The 18,024-nt window shown below is 72.2% G+C and carries 20 protein-coding genes; 13 read left to right on the top strand and 7 right to left on the bottom strand.

What is annotated here, in order from left to right:
• Window positions 1–57 precede the first annotated feature (57 nt).
• Window positions 58–654, bottom strand: coding sequence for a hypothetical protein (locus OHT52_RS10205; RefSeq protein WP_328719818.1), 597 nt, complete (start codon window positions 652–654; stop codon window positions 58–60).
• 237 nt (window positions 655–891) lie between these two features.
• Here OHT52_RS10205 and OHT52_RS10200 point away from each other — a divergent pair, with 237 nt between their 5' ends.
• The 6 genes from OHT52_RS10200 to OHT52_RS10175 all read left to right on the top strand — a co-directional run bounded on the left by OHT52_RS10200 (window position 892) and on the right by OHT52_RS10175 (window position 7,527).
• The gene (locus OHT52_RS10200; RefSeq protein WP_328719817.1) at window positions 892–1,770 is read left to right on the top strand and encodes a bifunctional methylenetetrahydrofolate dehydrogenase/methenyltetrahydrofolate cyclohydrolase; all 879 of its coding nucleotides are present in this window, start codon (window positions 892–894) and stop codon (window positions 1,768–1,770) included.
• A gap of 83 nt (window positions 1,771–1,853) precedes the next feature.
• Window positions 1,854–2,402, top strand: coding sequence for a DUF3017 domain-containing protein (locus OHT52_RS10195; protein WP_328719816.1), 549 nt, complete (start codon window positions 1,854–1,856; stop codon window positions 2,400–2,402).
• A gap of 496 nt (window positions 2,403–2,898) precedes the next feature.
• The gene (locus OHT52_RS10190) at window positions 2,899–3,888 is read left to right on the top strand and encodes a malate dehydrogenase (protein ID WP_328719815.1); all 990 of its coding nucleotides are present in this window, start codon (window positions 2,899–2,901) and stop codon (window positions 3,886–3,888) included.
• Window positions 3,889–4,223: 335 nt separating this feature from the next.
• Entirely contained in the window at window positions 4,224–6,131 is a 1,908-nt protein-coding gene (locus tag OHT52_RS10185; RefSeq protein ID WP_328719814.1) for a hypothetical protein, read from the top strand.
• Between the two features lie 19 nt (window positions 6,132–6,150).
• Window positions 6,151–6,537 (top strand): hypothetical protein, encoded by a 387-nt coding sequence (locus OHT52_RS10180; RefSeq protein WP_328719813.1) that lies wholly within the window; start codon window positions 6,151–6,153, stop codon window positions 6,535–6,537.
• A gap of 126 nt (window positions 6,538–6,663) precedes the next feature.
• The gene (locus tag OHT52_RS10175) at window positions 6,664–7,527 is read left to right on the top strand and encodes a serine/arginine repetitive matrix protein 2 (RefSeq protein WP_328719812.1); all 864 of its coding nucleotides are present in this window, start codon (window positions 6,664–6,666) and stop codon (window positions 7,525–7,527) included.
• Between the two features lie 30 nt (window positions 7,528–7,557).
• Here the strand turns inward: OHT52_RS10175 and OHT52_RS10170 are convergent, their stop codons facing one another.
• A complete protein-coding gene (locus OHT52_RS10170; protein ID WP_328719811.1) occupies window positions 7,558–9,330 on the bottom strand; it encodes a M4 family metallopeptidase in 1,773 nt (590 codons plus the stop codon).
• A gap of 487 nt (window positions 9,331–9,817) precedes the next feature.
• Complete coding sequence (locus OHT52_RS10165; protein ID WP_328719810.1) at window positions 9,818–10,324, bottom strand: carboxymuconolactone decarboxylase family protein; 507 nt, start codon at window positions 10,322–10,324, stop codon at window positions 9,818–9,820.
• 47 nt (window positions 10,325–10,371) lie between these two features.
• On the opposite strand from OHT52_RS10165, the gene pdxR reads away from it, so the two are divergent.
• Window positions 10,372–11,772, top strand: coding sequence for a MocR-like pyridoxine biosynthesis transcription factor PdxR (gene pdxR, locus OHT52_RS10160; RefSeq protein ID WP_328719809.1), 1,401 nt, complete (start codon window positions 10,372–10,374; stop codon window positions 11,770–11,772).
• A gap of 102 nt (window positions 11,773–11,874) precedes the next feature.
• A complete protein-coding gene (locus OHT52_RS10155) occupies window positions 11,875–12,456 on the top strand; it encodes a hypothetical protein (protein WP_328719808.1) in 582 nt (193 codons plus the stop codon).
• Window positions 12,457–12,469: 13 nt separating this feature from the next.
• Here OHT52_RS10155 and OHT52_RS10150 read toward each other — a convergent pair whose 3' ends face one another.
• Complete coding sequence (locus OHT52_RS10150) at window positions 12,470–13,099, bottom strand: SMI1/KNR4 family protein (protein ID WP_328719807.1); 630 nt, start codon at window positions 13,097–13,099, stop codon at window positions 12,470–12,472.
• 109 nt (window positions 13,100–13,208) lie between these two features.
• On the opposite strand from OHT52_RS10150, the gene OHT52_RS10145 reads away from it, so the two are divergent.
• Window positions 13,209–13,349, top strand: a complete 141-nt coding sequence (locus OHT52_RS10145) for a hypothetical protein (protein WP_328719806.1) — start codon at window positions 13,209–13,211, stop codon at window positions 13,347–13,349.
• Window positions 13,350–13,359: 10 nt separating this feature from the next.
• On the opposite strand, the gene OHT52_RS10140 is transcribed toward OHT52_RS10145, so the two are convergent.
• Window positions 13,360–14,199 carry an alpha/beta fold hydrolase gene (locus OHT52_RS10140; protein ID WP_443046782.1) on the bottom strand — a complete coding sequence of 280 codons (840 nt, stop codon included), beginning with the start codon at window positions 14,197–14,199 and terminating at the stop codon, window positions 13,360–13,362.
• Window positions 14,200–14,480: 281 nt separating this feature from the next.
• Here OHT52_RS10140 and OHT52_RS10135 point away from each other — a divergent pair, with 281 nt between their 5' ends.
• The 3 genes from OHT52_RS10135 to OHT52_RS10125 all read left to right on the top strand — a co-directional run bounded on the left by OHT52_RS10135 (window position 14,481) and on the right by OHT52_RS10125 (window position 16,052).
• The gene (locus OHT52_RS10135) at window positions 14,481–14,852 is read left to right on the top strand and encodes a VOC family protein (RefSeq protein WP_328719804.1); all 372 of its coding nucleotides are present in this window, start codon (window positions 14,481–14,483) and stop codon (window positions 14,850–14,852) included.
• Between the two features lie 271 nt (window positions 14,853–15,123).
• On the top strand, window positions 15,124–15,819 hold the full coding sequence (locus OHT52_RS10130; RefSeq protein WP_328719803.1) for a DUF2975 domain-containing protein: 696 nt from the start codon (window positions 15,124–15,126) through the stop codon (window positions 15,817–15,819).
• Window positions 15,820–15,821: 2 nt separating this feature from the next.
• Window positions 15,822–16,052 carry a helix-turn-helix domain-containing protein gene (locus OHT52_RS10125; protein WP_443046540.1) on the top strand — a complete coding sequence of 77 codons (231 nt, stop codon included), beginning with the start codon at window positions 15,822–15,824 and terminating at the stop codon, window positions 16,050–16,052.
• A 120-nt stretch (window positions 16,053–16,172) separates the two neighbouring features.
• On the opposite strand, the gene OHT52_RS10120 is transcribed toward OHT52_RS10125, so the two are convergent.
• A complete protein-coding gene (locus tag OHT52_RS10120) occupies window positions 16,173–17,099 on the bottom strand; it encodes a RimK family alpha-L-glutamate ligase (RefSeq protein ID WP_328719801.1) in 927 nt (308 codons plus the stop codon).
• A 123-nt stretch (window positions 17,100–17,222) separates the two neighbouring features.
• On the opposite strand from OHT52_RS10120, the gene OHT52_RS10115 reads away from it, so the two are divergent.
• Window positions 17,223–17,597 carry a hypothetical protein gene (locus tag OHT52_RS10115; protein WP_328719800.1) on the top strand — a complete coding sequence of 125 codons (375 nt, stop codon included), beginning with the start codon at window positions 17,223–17,225 and terminating at the stop codon, window positions 17,595–17,597.
• 4 nt (window positions 17,598–17,601) lie between these two features.
• Here the strand turns inward: OHT52_RS10115 and OHT52_RS10110 are convergent, their stop codons facing one another.
• Window positions 17,602–17,835, bottom strand: a complete 234-nt coding sequence (locus OHT52_RS10110) for a hypothetical protein (protein ID WP_328719799.1) — start codon at window positions 17,833–17,835, stop codon at window positions 17,602–17,604.
• Between the last annotated feature and the right edge of the window lie 189 nt (window positions 17,836–18,024).

Raw genomic sequence — 18,024 nt, 5'->3', positions numbered from 1 at the left:
CGTGCCCCGCGAACGGCGGAGTCACGGCCTTCGTGCGTCGGCGGTCGCGCCGGGGTGTCAGTACTGCTGAGGCTGCTTGTGACGGTTGAACCAGGCGCTGCCGTCGCTGTTGGCCGCGAAGACGACGACGAGGATGGCGAGCACCGTGTAGACGAGGCCGACCACGATGAACGGGTAGATGCCGAGGATCGCCGTCAGCACGCCGAAGACGATGGCCGTGACACGCAGGCCGCTGCCGCCCTTGCCGAACTTCGCCCCGAGGACGATGGCCAGCACCGCCCACACCAGCGCGAAGACGGTGATCCCCCACAGGACACCGCCCGAGTAGTCGGCGAGCTGCTGGAACTGCACGTCCTCCTGGAGGGAGGCGTCGTTCTTCGCGGCGCCGACGGCCGCCGCGCTGATCGCGAAGAGGATGGCGCCGATGATGCTGAGGCCGCCCATCACGAAGAGCATCACGCGGGCCGCCTTCACCCCGCCCGGCATCTCGGTCGGGCCGGCCGGGAACCCGCCCTGGCCGTACGGCGCCTGGGGGTAGCCGTAGCCCTGCTGGGGCGCGCCCTGCGGGTAGCCGTATCCGGGCTGCTGGCCGCCGGGCTGCTGGCCGCCCGGCTGCGGCTGGCCGTAAGGGTTGTTGGGGTCGCCGAAGCTCATGGCGAGGTTCCTCCGTTGTGACGATGCGGGGACGGTACGGCCCGCGCGGAGGATTTGCTGCGCAAACGAACGGTTCGTCCCCCCGGCACGGTCCGCATTGCTGCGCGCCTTATCGTCGTCCTGCTGGCCGGTTCCTGTCCACTCGATTGGCGTAGTAGTTGTGCAAGTGCAACCTCACGCGTCCGTCCACCGGACCTGAATTGGTACCCAGGTGGGTTCATCCGCGAGGATGGGGGCATGACTGCCCAGATTCTCGATGGCAAGGCCACCGCAGCCGCGATCAAGTCCGAACTGACCGTCCGCGTGGCGGCCCTCAAGGAGCGGGGCATCACGCCCGGCCTCGGCACCCTGCTCGTCGGGGACGACCCGGGCAGCCGGTGGTACGTCAACGGCAAGCACCGGGACTGCGCGCAGGTCGGCATCGGCTCGATCCAGCGCGAACTCCCCGACACCGCCACCCAGGAGGAGATCGAGGACGTCGTCCGCGAACTCAACTCCAACCCCGACTGCACCGGTTACATCGTGCAGCTCCCGCTCCCCAAGGGCATCGACACCAACCGCGTGCTGGAGCTGATGGACCCGGCCAAGGACGCCGACGGGCTGCACCCCATGAACCTCGGCCGTCTCGTCCTGGGCGAGGCCGGTCCGCTGCCCTGCACCCCGCAGGGTGTCGTCCAGCTGCTCCGCCACCACGGCGTGGAGATCGGTGGCAAGCACGTCGTGGTCGTCGGCCGCGGTGTCACGATCGGCCGCCCGATCCCGCTGCTGCTGACCCGCAAGTCCGAGAACGCCACGGTCACCCAGTGCCACACCGGCACCCGCGACCTCTCCGCCCACCTCAAGGAGGCCGACATCATCGTCGCCGCCGCCGGGGTGGCCCACATCATCAAGCCCGAGGACGTGAAGCCGGGCGCCGCCGTGCTGGACGTCGGCGTGAGCCGCGACGAGAACGGCAAGATCGTCGGAGACGTGCACCCGGGCGTGGCCGAGGTCGCCGCCTGGATCTCGCCGAACCCGGGCGGTGTCGGCCCGATGACCCGCGCGCAGCTGCTGGTGAACGTCGTCGAGGCCGCCGAGCGTGCCGCCGCCGAGGCCGACGCCCCGGCAGCCGGCTGACCCCGACGCGTCCGACCCCGCCCTCGCGAGTCCGGTCTGCCGACCGGTCGCGACTCCGTTCCCGCAGACCCGGAAGGAACCCGATGGCTGCTGCCACGAGCCCGGCAGACCCCGCCCGCCGCGAAACGCGGGACCCGGGCGACGCGGACCACGCCGGGACAGCGGGAGAAGCCGGGGGGCCCGCCGCCGAGCCCGACGAGGCCGCGGCGCCGCAGGACGCGTCCTCGTCGACGGCCCGGCGGTCCTGGCGGTTCACGCTGACCCGCGACACCGCCCGCCCCGAGGGCGGCGGTCGGGCCGCGTCGGGCGACGCCCCCGCACCGGCCCGCCAGTGGCCGCTGCTCACGGTGCTCGTGACGGCGGCCCTGGGGCTGCTGATCGTGGCCACCGACCCGTTCGCCGAGGCGTTCCGGATCGGCTCCCTGCTGATCGGGGTGGCCCTGCTGGCCGGGGCCGTGCTGCGCTGGGCGGTCCCGTCCGTCGGCATGCTGGCGGTACGGTCCCGGTTCACCGACCTGGTCACGTACGGGGTGATGGGCGCGCTGATCGTGTTGCTCGCGCTGATGGCGCAGCCGCAGCCGTGGCTGGACGTCCCGTTCCTGGAGGACGCGGTCCACTTCACGATCCGCTGAGGGCCGGACCCCGGACGGGCGGCCGTCGCGCGGACGGCCGCCCGCGCGGAGCCCCCGGGCACATGGCCCGCGCGGTGTCCGTCCCTTCCCCCGACAGGGACGGACACCTGGGTGGGCGGGGCGGTACTGCCCCGGCGGGCGGCGACGCGAGCGCCGTCCGCGACCCGCTCCAAGAGTCATGGACACGATCAGTCGGGGCAAGGAACGGCCGCTCCCTGTGGCACGGAAGTGACCATTCCGGCACTCTGTGACCGCTGTGCGACCGCCTCATGACCACCCTGCACAGGTGGCCGCGCCCGCCCCCTCGCCGGCCGGACGTGCCGATCCCCGGGGGTCGGTACGGAGGGTCTGTGGGCCGTGACACAGGGGGGCGGGCGGTCCGCGTGGCCCGGGTCGGATAGCCTGACCGACGGATATCTCTTCACATCAAGATTCAGGAGATGTCCAGCTCCAGGGGCCATGAGCCCCCACCGCCAGCTGTCTAACGGAGATCGCCATGACCCGCACTCCCGTGAATGTCACCGTGACCGGCGCGGCCGGCCAGATCGGCTACGCGCTGCTCTTCCGCATCGCCTCCGGCCACCTGCTCGGCCCGGACGTGCCGGTCAACCTGCGTCTCCTGGAGATCCCGCAGGGTCTCAAGGCCGCCGAAGGCACCGCGATGGAGCTCGACGACTGCGCCTTCCCGCTGCTGCGCGGCATCGAGATCACGGACGACGCCAACGCCGCGTTCAACGGCGCCAACGTCGCGCTGCTCGTCGGCGCCCGCCCGCGTACCAAGGGCATGGAGCGCGGCGACCTGCTCTCCGCCAACGGTGGCATCTTCAAGCCCCAGGGCAAGGCCATCAACGACAACGCCGCGGACGACATCAAGGTCCTCGTCGTCGGCAACCCGGCCAACACCAACGCGCTCATCGCGCAGGCCGCCGCGCCGGACGTCCCGGCCGAGCGCTTCACCGCGATGACCCGCCTCGACCACAACCGCGCGATCTCGCAGCTGGCCGCCAAGACCGGTGCCGCCGTCTCCGACATCAAGAAGCTGACGATCTGGGGCAACCACTCGGCCACCCAGTACCCGGACATCTTCCACGCGGAGATCGCCGGCAAGAACGCCGCCGAGGTCGTCAACGACGAGGTGTGGCTGGCCGACACCTTCATCCCGACCGTCGCCAAGCGCGGTGCGGCGATCATCGAGGCCCGTGGCGCGTCTTCCGCCGCCTCGGCCGCCAACGCCGCCATCGACCACGTGTACACCTGGGTCAACGGCACCGCCGAGGGCAACTGGACCTCGATGGGCATTCCGTCGGACGGTTCCTACGGCGTCCCCGAGGGCATCATCTCGTCCTTCCCGGTCACCACGGAGAACGGCTCGTACAAGATCGTCCAGGGCCTGGACATCAACGAGTTCTCCCGTGCGCGCATCGACGCGTCGGTCGCGGAGCTCGTCGAGGAGCGCGACGCGGTCCGCGAGCTCGGCCTGATCTGAGCCTGAGGGGCCACCCGGCCCCACCGGCTTTTGGAGCGCCCGTACGGCATCGGCCGTGCGGGCGCTCCGGTGCGTCGTGGCCCGTTCCCCGTGTGGCTGGTCCCGTAGTGCCCGGCCCGTCGTGTTCCGGCCCCGTCGTGCTCCGGCTCCGCGACGCGCCTGCGGGAAAGGGCTGCGGGGAGGGGCTGCGACGCGCGGACGTGAAGGTTGCGTGCACGGCCCTCTCGTGACGCGCAATCAGTTCGCACCGCCACTCCGCCGCCCGCTACATTGGCGTCCTTTCCCATCTGCAACACCCGTGCGAACGACGCGGGTTGCTCATCGAAGGGGTGCCGGTGTCCGTGACCTCCGTGCCGTCGCAGGAGCCCCCCGGCGGGGACGAGCCGCGCGCGAGGCCGCCGGTGCATCCGTCGGGCAGCGAAGCCTGCCGACTGCTCTGCGCCGGGGTCCACCACGACGAGGGCTTCCGCGACGCGGTGATCGACCACCTCTACGTCCAGGAGAACCGCATCGTCGCCCCGTCCGCGGGCTTCGACGCGACCCGCGTCCTGGCGCACGCCCTGTGGGCGCAAAGGACCCGGCTCCGGTGGGCGGCGGGCGTCCTGGCGTGCTGGGCGCTGGCGGTCTACGTCACCCGTGGCGTCTTCCTCCTGCCGGCCATGGCGGCCGTCTACATCGGTCTCGCCCGTGCCGTACGGGGAACCTCCGCGGAGCCGCCCTTCTACCGGGTCTTCCCGGCCCTGTTGATGCGCTGGTACGGACGCTTCTTCCTCGTCGCGTTCCTGGTGGTCGTCGTCGGCGCCCTCTTCGGCGGCACCGTCGACTGGTTCGACGACGGCGACTCCTACTCCTCCTCCTACTCCTACGACTCCAGTGGCTCGTACGGGTCGGACGACGGCTTCTCCGGCAGCCTCCTCGGCGTGTTCGTCCTGGGGCCCGGCGTCCTCTCCGGACTTCTGGAGGGCATGCCCACCTCACTGCCGTGGCTCTGCCTGCTGGCCTTCGCCGGGATCGCCGCCCTCCTCGTCGTCCAACGCGACCGGTGGGCACGGGTGATGGGCACCCATCTCTCGCCGCAGCACTTCGCCGACCTCTCCGCCGACCCGGCCGAGCGGTCCGCGGGTGGCCGGTTCCGCCGGCTCCGCGACCGCATCCGCGTCGAGCAGCACTCCCCGCTGATCATGTACAACGAGACCGATCCGTTCTGCGGGAGCGGCGACACCCGTCGTGCGTGGAACCTCTCCGTCGAGCTCCGCTCGCGTACGGACACCGAGGCCGAACCCCTCGACAACGCGGCCATCCTCCGCCGGATCGTGCCGCTGCTCGAAGGGCTCCGGGTGCCGTCCCCGCACGGATCGCCGCAGGCCGCAGAGGCCGTGCGCGACCGTCTGCGTGAACTCGAGGTCGACGAGTGCGTCTTCCTCCCGGTGCGAGGGCTGCCGAGGCGGCAGGACGCCCCGTACGGGCCCGAGGGGTTCGAGACGCACCGGCGGGCAGCCTTGGAGGAGGGCGGCGAAGGCCGTCGCCACTTCCTGCGGATCAGGGTCGGAGGCTGGGGCGAAGAGGTTGTCGTCACCGTCTTCGTCCGGGTCCACACCCAGGGCGGGATGCTGATGCTGGAGGTCGCCCCGCACATACTGACGCCGCTGCTGCCGTACTTCCGGGACGCGGACCAGATCGCACACCAGCACCGCAACAACAGCTGGTTCGGCAAGGCGTACTGGGCAGCCACCCGCGTGCCCGACTCCCTGGTGGCCTCCCTGACGACGCTCTTCAAGACAGCTGTCGGCGTACGGCGCCGGCTCACCGAGGGCTTCGGCGGAGCGCTTCCCGAGGGACCCGGACTCTCGGTCCGGCAGCTCGCCTCGGACACCGGGGCTGCGCTCTTCCAGGAGATGGACGTCGACCGCTACCTCAAGAGCATCGAGGACCGGGTGACCAGCGGGGTACGGCTGGCGCTGCGCGAAGCCGGCTGGCAGACCGACGAGTTCGAGCAGAAGATCATCCAAGTGGGGGCGGGCGGGGTCTTCATCGAGTCCGCGGTCGACAGCGCCATCGGCGTCGGCGACCACAACACCGTCACCAGCAACCGGACGCGCGCGGAGCGACGCGACGCCTCCGACGCGTCGCCGGACTCCAGGGCGGGCGGTGAGCCCCGGTCGGGACCGGATCACGACGCCGGCAGGCCGGCGTCGTCCCCCCGACCGTCCTCGCCGCTCGCCGCCGAGGGCCCGAAGAAGTGACCCGCTCCACCGGAGGGAGATGACCATGGGAAGCACGGACGGCCAGCAGGGACCGCCGGCCGGTGTGCGCATCGGTTCCGTGACGGGCAGCGCGTTCGCCATCGGCGACCACAACACCGTGACGCAGAACCAGAACAGCGTGCCGGTCGCCGAGGACCAGGCGGAATTGCTGCGTACGGTCAAGGAGCTGCGCGCGGACCTCGCCCGCTTCGTCGCGACGGACGCCACCGGCCGCCTCGACACCGAACTCGCCGTCGTGGCCGAGGAGATCGAGACCGGCGGCGCCGCCGAACCCGGGCGGCTCGTCCGGCTCCGCGACGCCATGGAGGCGGCCGGTGCCTTCGTCGCGACGCTGGCATCGGGTGTCGCGGTCGGCCATGAACTCGCGGCCCTGCTGGGAGGCTGACCGATGACCGGGGGCGGCGCGCCGCGCTGGAACGACGAGACACAGAGGTGGGAGACCGGGGAGCACACTCCGCCGGCCGCCCCGCCACCCCTGCCGGACTCCCCGCCGGTGGCCCCGAGTCCGCCGATGGGGTACCCCTCCCTGCCTCCGGGCCCGCCGCAGCCGCCCGCGCCCCCGCAGGCGTCGGACGGTCCGACGCGGTCCGGGTACGTCTACGGGCCGGACGGGCGGGGCGGGTTCGCGGACGGCTTCCCCGGCGGGTTCGTCGGCGAGGTCGAACCCGGGGACGGCGACGGGACCTGGTGGCAACGGTTCACCCCGCTCACCGCCGGGCTCACGGTCGGCGTGCTCGCCGCGTGCACGGCCGCCCTCTGGTTCACGCTCGCCCAGGACCCCGCCCCCGCGACGCAGGGAGCGCCGGCCTCCGACACCGCCCCCGTGGCGGAGGCGGCCGGCGGGCAGGGCACCGGTGAGGAGTCCCTCGCCGAACCGACCGGCGAGGGACCGGCCCCCACCGACGAGGAGACCTCGGCGACGGCAGGCCCCGGGTACACGGCCGTGGACGACCCGGGCGGCTTCACCGTCACCGTGCCCGAGGAGTGGCAGAACCGCACCGAGGACGACCACGGCGTCTACTACACCTCGGCGGACGGCACCTCGCTGCTCCAGGTCTGGCAGGTCACCGGGTTCACCAGCGCCCTGGACGCCGCGCACGCCGCCTCCGAGAGCCGCAGGGCCAGCCCCGGGTTCCAGGAGATCAGCGTCGGGGCGGTGGACTCCCCGGACGGCGGCGACGCGGCCGAGCTGGTCTACGCGTACGACCACGAGGCGACCGGTACCCGCCGCAAGGTGCTCGACCGGGTGTTCACCGCGTCGGACGGCAGGCTGTACGCCCTGCTGGTCGCCGCACCCGACACGGAGTGGCCGCTCCACGAGGAGATCCTCGCCGAGGCGGTCGCCGGTTTCGAGCCGCGGGGATCGGCGCTCTGACCCCGGGGCGGCCGGAAGCGGGGGCCGTGCTCAGCCGTTGGCGGCGGTGACGTTCACCGCCGCCCACGCCTTGTTCACCGCCGCGTACTCCGTGCCGCTCTGCCCGTACAGGTCCGCCGCGGCCTGCAGGGTCGCCGTGCGGGCGTCGTGGAAGTCGGTGCTGGAGACCATGTACCGGGTCAGTGCCTGGTAGAAGATCGCCACCGCCTTGTCGCGGCCGATGCCGGTCACCTTCGAACCGTCGTACGTCGCCGAGCTGTAGGGGACGCCACCGATGGTCTTGCTCCCGCTGCCCTCCGCCAGCAGGTAGAAGGCGTGGGAGGAGACGCCGGAGCCCGCGTGCACCTCCGTACTGGGAGCCTTCGTGCTCCAGTAGTCGACGGTGCCCTCCAGCTTGTCCAGTGACGGGTGGTCGAGCCGGCGCAGGAACCCCTGCGCGAGGCCCAGCTGTTCGCCCATCAGGTAGTTGGGGGCGTGCGTGGGGTTGTCGGTGGTGAACTCGACGGCGGAGCCGAAGATGTCGGCCAGTGACTCGTTGAGCGAACCCGCCTCGCCGATCTGGTCGCCGGCCGCGTCGTAGTCGGTCTCCAGGCCTGCCGTGGACGACACCACCCCGTGCGTCAGTTCGTGCCCGGTGACGTCCAGCTGGGTCAGCGGCTTGGTGAAGGTCGAGCCGTCACCGTCGCCGTAGACCATGCACCAGCAGCCGTCGCTCCACCCGGCGTTGCCGTAGTCGCGGGCGTAGTGGACGACGCCGTGCGGGCCGGCGCCGTCGTTCTTGATGCCGTTGCGGGCGAACGTCTTCTTGTAGAAGTCGAAGGTCGAGGTCATCCCGTACTGGGCGTCCACCCCGGCGGTGTTGGTGTCGGACGTGGTGCCGTTGCCCCACTTGTCGTCCGTGTCGGTCATGACGGTGGAGCCGGTGAAGACGCTCGACTCCGACAGTGACTTGTTCTTGGCGTTCTTGACCTGGGCGCCGCCGCGGGTGGTGTCGGTGAGGGTGTACGAGGACGCCGCGGTCTGGGTGGTGTTCAGGGTCACCGTGCCGTCGTACATCGACGCGCCGGTGCCCACCGCCGGGGCGGGGTACGAGGCGACGAACCGCCTGGCCGCCGGTGCGAACGCGGGCGTGGTCGTGGTCTTGGCAGGTCTCGCGCGCTCTCCCAGGGCCAGGAGCTTGTTCTCCAGCTTGGGCGAGATGAACTCGTCCAGGGCCGCCGCGTCGCTCACCACCCTGCCGGTCACCGCGTCGAGCAGTACCGAGCGGGAGGCTGCCGCGTCCGCGCCCGCGGACACCCCCACCTGGTAGGCGAGGATGCTCGTGCCCTGGTGGAACCGCACCACCAGGCGAGGAGTCGAGGCGGAGCCGTTCGAGACCACCGAGGCGGCCTTGGCGCGGGCCTGTCCGGTGGTGACCTTCGCCGCCACCGACGGCACCGAGACCGCTCTGTCGGCGGCGCGGGTCACGCCGAGGTACCCGGAAGTGCTGCTGAGGTGGACAACGATGTCGGCACCCATGACGGGAATGCCCCGGAAGGTCTGCGAGAAGCGCACGTGCTGCCGGCCGTTCCGGTCGGCCATGACGTCCGTGGCGACCAGCCCGCTCAGTCCGCTCAGTCCGGTCTTGGCGGAGTGCGCGAAGGCCGCGGAGCGCGCGGCGTTCACGATCGCCCCCCGGGCGGGAACAGCCTGCGAGCCGCTCGGCGCGGGGGAGGCCGTCGCGGCGGTACCCGTGATCGAGGCCGAGGCCACTGTGGTGAATGTCAGCGCGATGGCGAGCCTGGATATGAGAGGAGAGGGCATCTGCGGGTTCGTCCTTCCGGGACTCAACTCGACGCGCCCCGCCGGAAACGGCGGGGCGCTGGCGAGAGCATGCCATGGAGGGTGTCACGAACACAGATGCTTCGAGCAGGCAGGGTTCCTTCGCTGATCCGCGGAGAGTGAGGACATTTCTCGCCGCCGCAGGGCCCGTTGAACGCGGGCACCGCCCGCCGGGCCCGACGGGCAATTCGGCGCCGAAATTGTGGTGTTGCTCCGGGATCGGGGCGAGTGGAGGGAGGCGGCCGACGGTGCGGGCGGGACACGGCGTGGACGCACCGGACGCGGGTCCGGGCAGGGAAACGCCCCGCGGGCCGCGGCCCGCGGGGCGTCCCGGACGCACCGGCCGACGCACCGCCGGACGCACCGGCCGACGCACCGCCGGACGCACCGGCCGACGCACCGGGGCGCCCCCCGGCAGTCCGGTGCGTGCCGGGCGGGTCGGTGCGGTGCGGCGGGTGCCGGGGGTGGGTCAGTGCGCGCCCGGGGTGTAGTGGCCCGGGACCATGCGGGTGCTCACGGCGAAGCGGTTCCAGCCGTTGATCACGTTGATCGCGGCGACCAGGTGGGCCAGCTCGGTCTCGTCGAAGTGCTTGGCGGCCTTCTCCCAGACCTCGTCCGGCACGAACCCGTCGGTCACGACGGTGATCGCCTCGGTCAGTTCGATCGCCGCGATCTCCTTCTCCGTGTAGAAGTGCTTCGACTCCTCCCACGCGCTGAGCTGCACGATCCGCTGGACGGTCTCGCCCTGCGCGAGGGCGTCCTTGGTGTGCATGTCCAGGCAGAACGCGCAGTGGTTGAGCTGCGAGGAGCGGATCTTCACCAGCTCGCCGATGACGGGGTCGAGTCCCTTACGGGCCGCCGCGTCCAGCCGGACCATGGCCTTGTAGACGTCGGGGGCGAGCTCCGCCCAGTTGAGGCGCGGGGTGTGCTCGGGGGTGAACTCGGACGTGGCGTGGGTGTGGCTCCGTGTCGTCATGCCCACCACGCTACGGCTCGGGTGGCACCGGACTATGGTCCATTTCCATGACGGATTCCTGGGCCACTTTCGGCGCCGACCTGCACATCGAGCCGCACGCCGGAGGCTTGCGCGACGGACTGATGGAGGCGCTGCGGGACGCCGTCCGCACGGGGAGACTGGCCCCCGGCAGCCGGCTGCCGTCCTCCCGGGCGCTCGCCGCCGACCTGGGGATCGCGCGGAACACGGTGGCCGACGCCTACGCGGAACTGGTCGCCGAGGGGTGGCTCACCGCCCGCCAGGGCTCCGGGACCCGTGTCGCGCGGCGGGCGGAGCCGCGTGGCGGGACCCCGGTCGCCCGCAGGACCCTGCCGGCCCGCAGGCTGCCCACGTACAGCCTGATGCCCGGCCAGCCGGACCTGGCCTCCTTCCCGCGCGCCGCCTGGCTCCGCGCGTCCCGCCGCGCGCTCACCGATGCGCCGGACGGAGCATTCGGATACGGCGATCCGCGCGGGCGCACCGAACTGCGCACCGTCGTCGCGGAGTACGTCGGCAGGGCGCGCGGGGTGTACGCCGACCCGGAACGCGTGGTGATCTGCTCGGGCTTCATCCACGGACTGCGCCTGGTCGGCGAGGTGTTGGCGCGGCGTGAGGTGCGCGAGGTCGCCGTGGACTCGTACGGACTCGACTTCCACCGTACGGCCCTGGCGCGGGCCGGACTGCGCACGCCGTGCGTGCCGGTGGACCGACTCGGCACGGTGGTGGGCGCGTTGGCGGACAGGCCCGAGGCGGGGGCCGTGCTCATGACGCCCGCGCACCAGTTCCCCACCGGGGTGCCGCTGCATCCGGACCGCCGGGTGGCGGTCGTCGACTGGGCGCGTGCGACGGGCGGGCTGATCGTCGAGGACGACTACGACGGCGAGTTCCGCTACGACCGCCAGCCGGTCGGCAGCCTCCAGGGACTCGACCCCGACCGCGTCGTCCACATCGGCACGGTGAGCAAGTCCCTCGCTCCGGGGCTCCGGTTGGGCTGGATGGTGGCGCCCGCCGGCATGGTGGCGGAACTGGCCGACGCCAAGGGCTTCTCCGACTGGACGACCAGCTCCCTGGATCAGCTCACCCTCGCGGAGTTCATCGCCTCGGGCGCGTACGACCGTCATGTGCGAGCGATGCGGCTGCGCTACCGGCGCCGACGCGACCAGCTCGTCGCCGCCCTGGCCGAGCGGGCCCCCGGCATCCGGATCAGCGGCATCGCGGCCGGGCTGCACGCGGTCCTCGAACTCCCCGAGGGCACCGAACGTTCGGTGATCTCGGCCGCCGCCTTCCAGGGACTGGCGCTGGAGGGCCTCTCCTACTTCCGCCACCCGGACGCCGCACGGGAGCGGGACGCGCTGGTCATCAGTTACGGAAGTCCCTCGGACAGCGCCTGGAAGGGGACCCTGGACGCACTCTGCCGGGTGCTGCCATGACGTGGGCGGCCCGGTACCGCCGCGGTGGAACGACCGCAAGGCCGGACGTGCCGGGTGGCGGATCGGTTACCGTGACGACGGGCGGTCGCAGGGGGTGACGCGATGGGTGCGGCGATGCTGACGCTGGCGGCGGCGGTGATCGGAGGCGCGGTGTCGCTGGTCTCGGTCCTGCTCGCGCAGCGCCACGCACAGCGGGTCCACCGGCGGGAGCAGGAGCGCGTCGAGCGCCACCGGCAGGAGGACCTGACGCGCGCCCGGGAGGATCGGCTCCTCGCCGAACGGCAGGCCGTCTACGTACGGTTCAACGCCGCGTCCCGCTCGGTCCGGGACGCGCTCGCGGCCTGCGCGGCCGATCTGCGGCGGACGGGCGGGGTGGACGGTCCGTGCCGTGACACGCTCCACGAGAGCTGGCGGGCGTACGTCGCCCACCACGCGGAGGTGAACATCCTCGCCTCCGACGAGGTCCACGGCTTGGCCGGCCGGGTCAACGGCGCCCTGCAGAAAATGCACCGCCATGCCGTGCGGCTGGACACCGGCGCGACCGACCCGGGGGACGGTCTCGACGTCCTGGAGGGGCAGATCGAGGAGCTGTGGGAGCGTCTGGTCGCCCTGCGCGAAGGGATGCGCCAGGACCTGGGCATGACCATGACGCGACCCGGAGAGACGACCGGGGAGCGGCGGTAGGCCGCCGACGGGCTCACCAGCCGAGCAGGTCCATGGAGTTCCGGTCGAGCCACTCCGGGAACAGCACCGGCCCGCCGTCCAGGTCCAACGGAAGGATCCGGTCGCAGGTTGCCCGGCCGTCGAACCACAGAGTGCCCCGGTGCGGACCGGTGACCACGAGAAGCGTCGAGAAGCCGCAGCCGTTGTCCTGGATGAACACCGCCCCGGCGGTCTTGTGCTCCTGGAACACCTCGTACTCGGCGTCCCACCGCGCCCACGCGGCCCGGTGCGCGCCGGGGTCCGGGAAGTCCTCCGGCCGGGGCTCACGGGCGTCCAGTTCGTCCTCGCGGGCACGGTAGGAGTCCGGATGCGGAAAGGGGGTGGAGAGCAGGGCGTGGTTGGTACGCCAGTCCTCTTCCCAGCGCCATCCCTCCGGGGTGTGAAGCAGTCGCTTGACCCGCCCGCCGGCGCTCCTTCGGAGCAGGTACTCCCGGTACCCCTCCGGGAACGTGATGCCCAGCTCCGCTTCCGCCGCGCGGACTTCCTCCTCGGAGAGCCGCGGCGGAGAGGCGTCCCGCCCGGCTGGGGGCGGTGTAGCCGGACCGTCGGGACGGTGCCCCCGGCCCAGCCGTTCGGCGGCCTGTGCCGCCCGGTCCGTCGTCATACGGGCGAGGATAGGCGCCCGGTGAGGTGCCCCCGGCGCCTGCCGCCCGCCGCCCGCGTCGACACCAAGCCGCCGGGCCGGACGCGCGCGGTGGTCCGTACATCCGGACGTGGCCCGGATCATCGACGAGCACGGCAGCGGTGCGGTGAACCGCTACTTCGAGAGCCAGATGCCGGACGCGTCGGGATGGTCGGAAGGGGACGGAGGAATGGGCACCATCGGTGACCTGGACGACCCCGCACTCGGCTGAGCCGCCGTCCTCACGCGCTCGCGGGGAACCCGGCGGTGAGACGGGCCGCGAGCTGCCCCGCCGCGTCCTCCTGGAGGAGGTGGCCCGCGCCTTCGATCCAGTGCAGTTCGGCGTGCGGAACGCGCTCGTGCAGCCAACGCGCGTACTCCGGGGGGAGGATGCGGTCCTCCCGCCCCCAGATGAGCCGTACGGGAAGGGAGATGGTGCCGAGCAACTCCTCGTACGGGGCGGTGTCCGCCTGCCTGATCTGGCTGTACTGGCGGTAGAACGCGGCCTGGCCCGACGCTCCCCGCCACGGCGCGAGGTACGCGTCGAGGACTCCCGGCCGGAAACCGACGTGCGTGGCGTGCCGCAGGTGGGCGGCGACCAGCGCCTCGTGCGCGTACCCCGGCAGCTGCTCGAACACCTCCGTGTGCTCCAGGAAGAGCCGGAAGAGCCCTCGCTCCCAGTCGCCGCCGCTCACCGCGTCGAAGAGGGTCAGGTCCCGGTAGTTCCGCCGCTCCAGCAGCAACGTCCGCAGGGCCACGGCGCCGCCGATGTCGTGCGCGACGACGCTGGGGGAGGACAGTCCCCAGTGGTCGAGGAGGGCGGCGAACCTCCTCGCGTGGGCCGCCAGACCGAGGTCCTGGCCCTCGCGCTGCTCCGACCGGCCGAAACCGAGGTGGTCGAAGACGAAGACCTGGCGGGTACGGGCGAGCGCCGGCGCGATGTCCCGCCAGAGGAAGGAGGAGTAAGGGGTGCCGTGCACCAGCACGACGGGGGCGCCACCGGTGGCGTCCGCGTCGCCGAAGCGCCTCCACCGCATGACGCCATCGGGCGTCCCGAACTCCTCGCGCAGCTCCCACTCCACCGTCGTCCTCCTCTTCTCCGGCATGGTCCGCACCTTTCACCAGGCGCTTTCCCGGTGATCCCTACGATGGGCCGCCTGCCCCGAGAACGTGTCGACGCCACACCGCCGAGGAGCGAAGACGGGCCCCCGGGGCCGAGGGCGCGACGTCGGCGAGGAGAGAGGGCGGACCGGAGCCCGCCGGTGGGCGGCCCGGTACCACGGCCCGGATCTCCGCCGAACCGGTGCGGCAGCGCCCGGACTTGTTCACCGCGGGCGTCCGGCATCGCGCTTATGATGCTCCGATGCTGAAGTTCACCGACGTCATCCTCGACTGCCCCGACCCGTGGAAGCTGGCCGAGTTCTACGCCGAGGTGCTGGGCTGGGAGATCAACACCGACAGCAGCCAGGAGGACTGGGTCAACCTGCGCAACGACGGCATCGAGCTGTCGTTCCAGCGGGTGGCGGACTACCGGCCGCCGAGCTGGCCGGGTCAGGACCATCCGCAGCAGTTCCACCTCGACTTCGAAGTGGACGAGTTCGAGCCCGAACGGCGCCGGGTGACCGAGCTGGGCGCCACCTTCCTGAAGAGCTGCGTCGGCGAGTCCGGCTACGGCTGGCAGGTCTACACCGACCCGGCCGGGCACCCGTTCTGCCTCTGCCGCAACCGCCCGTAGGGCGCCTCCCGGCAAGCCATGTCCCGCCCCGGCGTCCAGCCAGCCACGGGCTGACACCGCGTCCCACGAAGGCCCTGGTAGCCCGGCTACCGGGGCCTTCGCGCGCCTGCGGTCGCCCACGCCGGCGCCGCTCCTCTTCGGGCGGACGCCGCTGTCCTGGCACCGGCCCGGCGTCCGGCCGACGGCGCCGCGCGTCCGAGAAGGGGTTGACCTCCACCTCCCTCGCTCTTATCGTTTCTCGATAACATCGATATTCGATACGGGGGCACTGGTGTTCGCTGAGGTGCGGGGGTCCGGACGGGCCGAGTCGCGGGATCGGTCGGCGTCACACGACGGCGACCGTGCGGAGAAGAGACTGCTGGAGCCGCTCTCCACGGTGGTCCGGGGCGTCTACCGACTGCTTCTCGGGGGCTTCGTCATCGGTGCACTAGCACCCCTGATCGGCGCCGGGCCGCACCTGATGTGGGGCGGTTCGTCCGTGTGCGCCGAGGACCGCGCGGACTACGGCGCGGACTCGTTCACGAGCATCTTCGCCCCCCGGCCGGGGGCCGAGGTCATGGCGCGACCGTCGTACTGCACCGACCACGCCGACGGCGCGCAGCGGCTGTTCGACTTCCTCGGCGGCTTCCCCTCGTGGGTGCTGCTCATGGGCGTGCTGTTCCTGCTGAACCGCCTGGTGCAGGGCGCTTCCCGCGAGGGCGTCTTCACCCCACGGGTGGCCAAGCTCCTGCGCGTCGCGGGCTGGTGGCTGCTGCTCGGCTGCCTGATCGGGGAGTTGGTGGAAGCCGCCGCCCACGCCGCCCTGCTGGCGACCCTGGCCCAGGACCACCCGTTCACCGCCGACAGCTGGCTGGGGGGCTGGGAGCCGCCCTACGCACTCGTGCTCACCGCCCTGGGTATCCTCACGTTCGCCCGCGTCATGCGCGCCGGGGTGGCCATGCGGGAGGATCTGGACGGGACGGTGTGACGGTGGTGGACGACAACGGGAGCCATGGGATCGAGGTCCACCTCGACCGACTGCTCACCGACCGCGGCATGACCCTCGCGGAGCTCGCCTCCCGGGTCGGTGTCACCAATGTGAACCTGTCCATCCTCAAGAACGGACGGGCCCGCGCGATCCGCTTCACCACACTGACCCGCATCTGCGAGGCCCTCGACTGCCAGCCTGGTGACCTGCTGACGTACGACGCGGACGGGTAGAGGCGGCGGACGGGGCCCGCCGGCCACCGGCCGTCCTCGACCGCATGACACGCGGGCGCACCCGGCCAGTCGGCGCCGGTCCTCCGCGCGCTCGTACGGAAGCGCCGGCGGGGGCCCGGCTCAGCCGCTCCACGCCTCGATACGGCGGTCGACGCCCGCCGTGATGGCGGGGATCACCGCCGTCATCTGCGGGCGCCAGCCGGGGACCGCGTTGACCTCGCAGACCGTGAAGGTGTCCTCGGAGGCGAAGAGGAGGTCCACCCCGGCGATGGCGAGGCCCATCGCCCCGGCCGCCCGCACGGCCAGCGCCTCCGCCTCCGGGTACTCGCCCGGGCAGACGGTGGCGGAGCCGCCCTGGCCGATGTTCGAGGCGAGGCCGCCGTTGCGGGAGGTGCGTACGGCCACGCCCACGGTCTCGCCGTCGACCACGATCAGCCGCAGGTCCCGGCCGTGCGAGTGCGCGACGTACTGCTGGAAGAGGTGCGGGGTCTCCTGCGCCAGAGCCCCCGCGATACCGCGCAGCAGGTGGGTGTCGGGGGCGAGGAAGACCTGCTTGCCCTTGTGGCCGGTGACCGACTTGACCACGCACGGGGTGTCGAGACCTTGAGTACGGACCACCCCCTCCAGGGGCGCCGTCCCGTACGAGAGTGTGTCCGGCACCGGCAGGCCGGCCAAGGCCAGTTCCTGCATCTGCCAGACCTTGTTGCGGCAGACGAGATGCGCCGCCAGCGGGTTGAGGAGGGTGGACCCCATGCGCTCCAGGTGCCGCAGCAGGGTCACCTCGCGATCGTGGTGCATGGAGCCCGGGGTCTGGCGCACGAGGACGACCTTCGGGGCGGGAACCTCCGCGCCGCCCAGGGTCCGCAGGAACAACCGCCCCTCGCGGACGCCGAACACGAACTCGTTGGTGTGCCAGACGGCGAACCTCGGGCCGTGGAGCGCGGCGAGGGCGTCCGCCAGCCGGTGGGTCGCGCCCTGCAACGGCACCGGCAGCGCCCGTACCAGCAGCCACACGTCCGTCGGGGGAAGTAACTCCGTGCGTGCCATTGTCTGTTCGCCTCTTCCGTCTCGATGTCGGAGTCGGCCGCAACGTAACGCGGGAGGCTCGGGTTCCTGGGGGGAATCAGGGATGTCGCACCCCAAAGAGCGTTCCTGATCCGAGGAGCGGCGATGCGCCAGGGGTTGCCCCCGGCGTCGTGGGCTGCGCCCGCGGGGCGATTCGACGAGGCCGTGGCGGGGTTCTGGGGCGACAGTGAGCCCCGCGTCCAGCCGCCTCCGACGGACGAGGCGGTGCGTGAGGCCGAGAGGGCGCTCGGGGTGACGCTGCCCCCGGCCCTGCTCGGCCTGCCGGCGATCCGTGACGGCGCAGTCGTGGCCGATGCGTACGACACGCTCCGCACCGGCCGGCCGACCTCGTGGGGCGGGGATCGTTCCGCGCCGGTCGCCGGTCGCCGGTCGCCGGTCGCCGGTCGCCGGTCGCCGGTCGCCGGTCGCCGGTCGCCGGTCGCCGGGCGTGGGCCCGGCCCCTGGCTGCCGTCCGCCTAGTGGGTCACAGCCGCTCGCCCCGGCTCCGCGCGTTGCACCGCGCGTTCTCGGCGCGCAGCCGCTCGGCGGGGTCCGCGAACCGCACCTGCTCCGGATCGGCCTGCCACTCGGCCCCTCCGGCCACCGGCCGCAGCTGCCAGAAAGAGCCCGAGACGCTCCGGAACTCGCCGATCACACCGGGGCGTGACGCGTCCACCACCAGTGCTCCGACGGCGGGTTCGCTTCTCTTGGCGTTCACTCTTCTCGTCCTCTCCGTATCCGAAGGGTGATCTTCGGATACCCAGAGTGAGGCAGAAACGGGGCGGTTGGTATGGAATCCGGGACCGACCCGCGCGGGAGTCGTCCGGGTGCGGTGCCGGGGCCCTACCGGCGTCGTCGCGGTGTCCGCTCCGGACGCCCGGGCCGCCGGTCGGGAGCGGGGGGATGA

The organism is Streptomyces sp. NBC_00247, assembly GCF_036188265.1.
Taxonomy (GTDB): Bacteria; Actinomycetota; Actinomycetes; order Streptomycetales; family Streptomycetaceae; genus Streptomyces.
This window is presented reverse-complemented; position numbering and strand designations above follow the sequence as displayed.